The sequence below is a fragment of the Centipeda sp. (in: firmicutes) genome, from assembly GCF_057271695.1.
This window is the reverse complement of the sequence record NZ_DBHIVL010000107.1, coordinates 1-6,019: the sequence shown is the minus strand read 5'-3', so window position 1 is coordinate 6,019 and position 6,019 is coordinate 1. Positions and strand designations below refer to the sequence as shown.

Here is a 6,019-nt window from a genome sequence, read left to right as displayed (position 1 = left end):
GTAATATTTCGGAGCTCAATCGTGCAACAAAAGAATTTTTCAGTGTTTCCTTAAGTATGTCGCCGATCCGTATGACAAGCTGCCTGTCATCGTCTACTGGCTGATGGGCAGCCTCGCCGCTATATCGCCGGACAGCCTTTTCTTTCCGCAGCACACGGATCTTTCGTAATATTTCGTTCTCTGTCATGCGTGGACAGACCCTCTGTCTGCTTGGCCCGAACGGTGTTGGAAAGACGACGCTCTTCAAGACGATTCTTGGGCTGCTGCCCCCACTTGCAGGTGAAATTTTGCTATCCGGAGAGAATATGTCCGCGTGGACAGTGGAGGAGCGGGCACGCCGCATCGCCTATGTTCCGCAGACACACACGCCCCCGTTTCCATTCACAGTCCGCGATGTTGTGCTGATGGGGCGGGCAGCCCACATCGGCAGTCTCGGTATTCCCGGAAAAAAGGATCGCAAAATTGCTGACAACGCACTTGAGATGCTCGGCATCGAACATCTTGCAAAAAAGATCTATACAAAGATCAGCGGCGGAGAGCGGCAGCTTGTCCTCTTGGCACGTGCGATTGTGCAGCAGCCGCAGCTCCTCTGCATGGACGAGCCCACGGCGAGCCTCGATTTCGGCAATCAGGTGCTCGTGATGAACCGCATCCGTACACTCAGTGCGGCGGGGATCACGGTTATGATGACGACACATGCACCAAGTCATGCCTTTTACTGTGCAGATCAGACTGCCATCATGGGGCGGGACGGCGTGTTTTTCGTGGGACAGACAAACGATACAATCACAGAGGAACGGCTCACAAAACTGTATGGGGTCACCGCGAAGATTGTCGGGTATGAACACATCCCCGAGACACGCACCTGTGTCCCCCTCCCACCACAAGCTCATCAATGAGAAACGGGGCTGCTGCACGAAAGAAATGTGCAGCAGCCCCGATTTTTCATAGAGCGGCCATCTTATCCATGTATACCTACTCGGACAGACAGTTCCCGCCTGAGGACGCTCCCGTTCCAGAGCATGTCCTCGATGTGCCGTGCGCCGCGCAGTCCCATAAACGGCTGATCCGAGATGTGGAGCCGATCCACGACAGGATAAGAGACGGGGACGTAGAGCATCCTGCGCGGGTCGGCAAGCACGGACTCGCTGCTGCTCCCCATGAGCAGACCACGCTCCATCGCCGCGAGCACTCCCTGCGCCCGCGCCGTATCCGTCTCCTCGAGCTGCTCGTCCGCGATCTGTGCGGCAGCAGCGTCCTCGCGCAGCTGCGCTGCAACCGCGAGGTGACGCACATCCGCCCACTCCGTCCGCAGTGCCTCGGCAAGCCCCCACGCCGACGAGCGCGGCGCACGGATGAGTGCGGTATCAAAGAGCAACTCTCCCCACGTATTCTTGAGATCGTTGATCCGCAGGAAGTCCCTGCGCTCCGCCGCTGCAATCTCCTCCATGGCATCCTCGCCGCATACGGGCGGCAGTGCGGAAAAGATCGCCGCAAGCCACCGCTTCGTCCCCGCGCGGCCGTACGGTGGAAGCGGTGCGATATACGGCGTGCCGCAGTGCTATTCGATGTGCTTTGCCGCTGCAAGCCCGAGCTCATCATGCACAACGATATTGAGCTCCGCCTGTGAGAGATCGCCAATGCTCTCGGGTGCCATGTCGCAACTGAATACGTGGCGCACCTCATAGCCCGCCCCCGTCAACAGGCGTACAAGCTCCCGTACATCGTTCTCACCGTTGTAGTAGGATGAGGTCATGCCGATGAGGTTGACCCCGCGCCGCACCTCTCCCCGTGTCTCTCTGAGCAACACATCGAGCATCGCGCAGGAAGCACGCGTCCATCCATCCGCAAAGCTGCCGACCAGCCCGCCGCTGTCAATAGTGACCACGGGGCAGGTCACCCCCGCCGCGCGTGCAATCGCACCGACATCATCGCCGATCAGACTTGCCGAACTGCCGCTAATGACGGCGAGCAGCGCGGGCGGATGGTCGATATGCGGCTGCAGGGCTTCGCGCAGATACTCCTCCGCACCGAACACAATTGCATCGTTGTCGAGCTGTGTGCACTTCATGCTGTGCGAGATGTCGCTCTGGCTCTGCTCGATGTGCCGCTGCGTAAAGAGATAGCACCACAGCGGACCATTGACGATCACGGCACAGCCGCGCACCCCCGCGAAGAACGCTGCCGCGCCTGTCAGCGCACAGCTCTCCATCCACAGCACGTATGCAGCTCCTCTGCGAACGCGACGAGCATCTCCTGCTTCTCGTCCGACATCGAACTGCCGAGCACAATGAGTAGCTCCGCCTCCGATACCGCCTGTATCCCATCCAGCGGCGTATAGGTGGGAAACTGTACTGTAAGCTGCAGTCCGATCCCCGCGAGCAGCCGCTACAGCTCCTGCACATAGGAGCTGTAGAAGCCGCCATAGTCCCCGAGAAACGCCACCGTCCCCTGCCGCACACGCGCGGGTGGATGCATAAAGCGGTCGGTCAGCACACGCGCAACCGAGAGATAGCCGTCAAAGGATTCATTGTCCAAAAAGCCGCTCGTGGGGACTGCCACAACAGGCAGATCGAGTTCCTCCTCCATCTCTTCCGCCACTGCCCGCGTATCGTCTCCGATGATGCCACTCACGCAGGAGCCGCCGATAAAGACAGCATGCGGATGATACTTCTCCACCGCATAGCGGACGCACGCACGCAGACGCTCCGCCGCACCCCCGCGCGTTTTACCTTAATTGCCATACTGCTCCACCAAGTCCTCCAGTTCCTCAACCGTCATCGGTGTCAGTACCGCAAAGTATTCCGTGCAAGCTCCTCACGCAGCACGTGCTTCATGAGTTCCACGTCGGGACGTTTCCCCGTCCAGAGATGAAATGCCTCTGCGCCCTGCGCGACGAGCATTGTCTCGCCGTTGATCGTTTCACATCCCCGCGCCCGTGCCTCGCACAGAAAGCGCGTCTCAGCGGGCGTATAGATCAGATCGTAGACGACCGCAGAGGGCTTTATCATTGCCGCATCCACAGGCGGCATCTCCTCCGTGTGTGGTGTCATGCCCAGCGGCGTTGTCTGCACCACAAGATCGGCATCGCTGCACGCAGCAATCCATGCGACATCATCAAAGGATACCGCCCGCACATCGCCGTCTGCCGCAAAGTCTGCCGCAAGCACCGCGCCCTTTTCCACGCTGCGGACACCGATTGCGACAGAGGAAACGCCGCTGCGCAGAAGTCCCCACAGTGCAGCCCGCGCTGCGCCGCCCGCACCAATCAGTACGGCATTTTTTCCTGTGAGCGCAATCCCCCGCTCCGCAAATCCCGCAAGGAATCCCGCAACATCCGTATTGTACCCGACCAACCTGCCGTCCTCGACCACTACGGTATTCACCGCCTGAATGCGCCGCGCATCCTCGCTCAGCGCATCCAACAGCGGGATGATCGCCGTTTTGAACGGGATCGTCACGTTAAATCCTGCAATCCCCGCATCATAGAGGCCACGCACCGCAGACGCGAGGGCATCCGCACGCATGGGAAGAGCCGCATAGACATAGTCAAGCCCTGCGGCGTGCAGGGCTGCATTCTGTATGATCGGTGAGAGGCTGTGGGCGATGGGTGCGCCGATGACGGCGAGCAGTCTTGTCTTTCCTGTAATCATATATATCCTAACTATGCTTGCCGCGCATATCGTCGAGCAGTCCCATCTTGATCTCGTAATACATCGGTGTCATATCGAGATAGTGACGGTGCGGATTCTCAAAACGCTGCTCCTCCGGCCAGATCTCCTCCGTCAGCTGCTTTTGCACATAGCAGCGAACCTCTTCCAGTGTCGGCAGCTGCTCCACGCGCTTGCCCGCACGCATATAGGGACGGCGCAGATTCACCGCCGTGACCCCCTCAAAGAAGCGGTTCTTCCACGGCTTGCGCGGGTCGACATAGCGGAACGGCTTCGTGAGATCGATCTCCTCTCCCTGTACGGCGAGCATATCTGCGACCGCCTTACCGTGCCTGTCGTAGATACGGTAGAGATCCTTGAGCCCGGGATTCGTCAGCTTTTCCACATTCTCCGACATCTTGATGCGCGGCGAAAAGATGCCCGCATCCTCCACGGCGACGAGCTTGTAGACCGCACCAAAGACAGGGTCGGACTTCGCCGTTATCAGACGCTCGCCCACACCGAAGCTGTCCACCTGCGCTCCTTGGAGAAGAAGTGAGGAGATCGTAAACTCATCGAGGCTGTTCGACAGGATAATCTTGCAGTCCGCCAGCCCCGCATCATCCAGCATCGTGCGAATGCGCTTCGAGAGATACGCCAGATCGCCCGAGTCGATGCGCACCCCCACAAGGCGATGCCCCTGCGGCGCAAGCACCTCATGCGCCGTACGGATGGCGTTCAGAATCCCCGAATGAATGACATCGTAGGTATCGACGAGGAGCACGGTCGCCTGCGGATAGAGCTCCGCATATTTTTTGAACGCCGTGAACTCATCCTCGAAGAACATGACCCAGCTGTGTGCCATCGTCCCCGATATGGGAATGCCGAACTGCTGTCCTGCCGACACCGTTGCCGTCATATCGACACCGCCGATGTAGGCCGCGCGTGCGCCGTAGGTCGCAGCGTCCATGTTGTGCGCACGCCGCGCGCCGAAGTCCGACACCTTGCGCCCCTCTGCCGCACGCACGATGCGCGAAGCCTTCGTTGCAATCAGGGACTGATGATTGATCTGTGCGAGAATCGCCGTCTCGATCAGCTGCGCGTCAATGATGGGCGCAACAATCGTCATCAGCGGCTCGTCGGGATAGATGATCGTCCCCTCGGGGACGGCATAGATGTCCCCACGGAAGCGGAAGCCGCGCAGGAACGACAAGAACTCCTCCGAAAACAGATTCTGTGCACGGAAATAGTCGATGTCCGCCTCCGAAAACGAGAGGTTTTCCACAAATTCAATAACGTGCTCAAGTCCAGCGAACACAGCATAGCCCCCCTTGTCCGGAACAGAGCGGAAGAAGAGGTCGAATGCAACGCGCACATCGCCGTGGCATTGATGAAAATATCCGTAGGACATTGTCATCTCATAGAAATCCATCATCATCGACAAATTTCGCTTATCAAACTGCGTCACAGTAGTGTCCCCCTATCGGGCAGAAAGAAATGGCATAACAATCATTCCTTTGCATTATACCATTTCCTCAAGATTCACGCAAAAAGAGTTTTTCACAGAATTTCATTCTGTTTTGCGAGAAATTTCAAGTCATCGCTCGTCAGTTTTGCCAACGGCAGAAGTTCGGGACGATGACGCAGCGTTGCGAGGAGCGACTGCTCACGCCGCCAGCGTGCAATCTCCGCATGATTGCCGGAGAGCAGGACATCGGGGACGGACTTTCCCTCGAATTCGCGCGGACGTGTGTACTGCGGATAGCCGAGCAGCACATCAAAAAACGAATCCGTCGGTGCAGACGTATCGTCGCCGAGCACGCCCGGCAGCATGCGCGCCGTCGCATCGACCACGAGCATCGCAGGGATCTCCCCGCCCGTCAGCACGAAGTCCCCAACGGAGATGAGACGGTCGGCGAGATCGTAGACGCGCACATCAAAGCCCTCATAGTGTCCGCAGATAAGAATGAGCTGTTCGTATGCCGCCAGTTCCTTTGCCGTCTTCTGCGTGAACACCTCGCCCGCAGGATCGAAGATGATGGTGCACCGCCGACCCTCACAGTCGGCGGTCTTGGCACGAATGTCACGCACGGCAGCATAAAGGGGCTCGGGTTTTAAGACCATACCCGCCCCGCCGCCGCACGGGGTATCGTCCACATGACGGTGTTTATCCGTCGAATAGTCACGAAAATTTGTATAGTGAACATCCACTATGCCACGCTCTGCGGCTCGCCCAATGATGCTCGTGCCAAATACGCCCGCAAACATCTCGGGAAAGAGTGTCACAAGATCGATTCTCATAGGAACTCCTTAGGAAGCACTGATAAATTCAGCCACGCCATCTTGACGCATCTTTTTTGCCCGCACTG

Annotated in this window: 6 protein-coding genes and 1 pseudogene; 1 reads left to right on the top strand and 6 read right to left on the bottom strand. The window is 58.3% G+C overall.

Annotated features, from left to right (window positions below; translation table 11 throughout):
* On the bottom strand, nt 1–187 hold a 187-nt coding region (locus ACO6BQ_RS11750), incomplete at its 3' end, for a hypothetical protein (protein ID WP_489121149.1).
* On the opposite strand from ACO6BQ_RS11750, the gene ACO6BQ_RS11745 reads away from it, so the two are divergent.
* Nucleotides 186–899: an ABC transporter ATP-binding protein gene (locus ACO6BQ_RS11745; RefSeq protein ID WP_489121147.1), complete on the top strand. Its 714-nt coding sequence runs from the start codon at nt 186–188 to the stop codon at nt 897–899. The two genes, ACO6BQ_RS11750 and ACO6BQ_RS11745, sit on opposite strands and share 2 nt — an antisense overlap.
* Before the next feature lie 62 nt (nt 900–961).
* Here ACO6BQ_RS11745 and ACO6BQ_RS11740 read toward each other — a convergent pair.
* From ACO6BQ_RS11740 to trmD, 5 genes and pseudogenes are all read right to left on the bottom strand, one after another.
* A pseudogene (locus tag ACO6BQ_RS11740) lies at nt 962–2,212 on the bottom strand (nitrogenase component 1).
* 176 nt (nt 2,213–2,388) lie between these two features.
* Nucleotides 2,389–2,679 carry a nitrogenase component 1 gene (locus tag ACO6BQ_RS11735; RefSeq protein WP_489121146.1) on the bottom strand — a complete coding sequence of 97 codons (291 nt, stop codon included), beginning with the start codon at nt 2,677–2,679 and terminating at the stop codon, nt 2,389–2,391.
* Between the two features lie 107 nt (nt 2,680–2,786).
* Nucleotides 2,787–3,653, bottom strand: a complete 867-nt coding sequence (locus ACO6BQ_RS11730; protein WP_489121145.1) for a shikimate dehydrogenase — start codon at nt 3,651–3,653, stop codon at nt 2,787–2,789.
* A 7-nt stretch (nt 3,654–3,660) separates the two neighbouring features.
* Complete coding sequence (locus ACO6BQ_RS11725; RefSeq protein WP_489121144.1) at nt 3,661–5,118, bottom strand: nicotinate phosphoribosyltransferase; 1,458 nt, start codon at nt 5,116–5,118, stop codon at nt 3,661–3,663.
* A gap of 92 nt (nt 5,119–5,210) precedes the next feature.
* Nucleotides 5,211–5,951, bottom strand: a complete 741-nt coding sequence (trmD, locus tag ACO6BQ_RS11720) for a tRNA (guanosine(37)-N1)-methyltransferase TrmD (RefSeq protein WP_489121142.1) — start codon at nt 5,949–5,951, stop codon at nt 5,211–5,213.
* Nucleotides 5,952–6,019: the final 68 nt, after the last annotated feature.

Coding starts and splice junctions, on each gene's coding strand:
- trmD (WP_489121142.1), bottom strand. CDS start 5,951: ATGAGAATCGATCTTGTGACACTCTTTCCCGAGATGTTTGCGGGCGTA.
- ACO6BQ_RS11730 (WP_489121145.1), bottom strand. CDS start 3,653: ATGATTACAGGAAAGACAAGACTGCTCGCCGTCATCGGCGCACCCATC.
- ACO6BQ_RS11745 (WP_489121147.1), top strand. CDS start 186: ATGCGTGGACAGACCCTCTGTCTGCTTGGCCCGAACGGTGTTGGAAAG.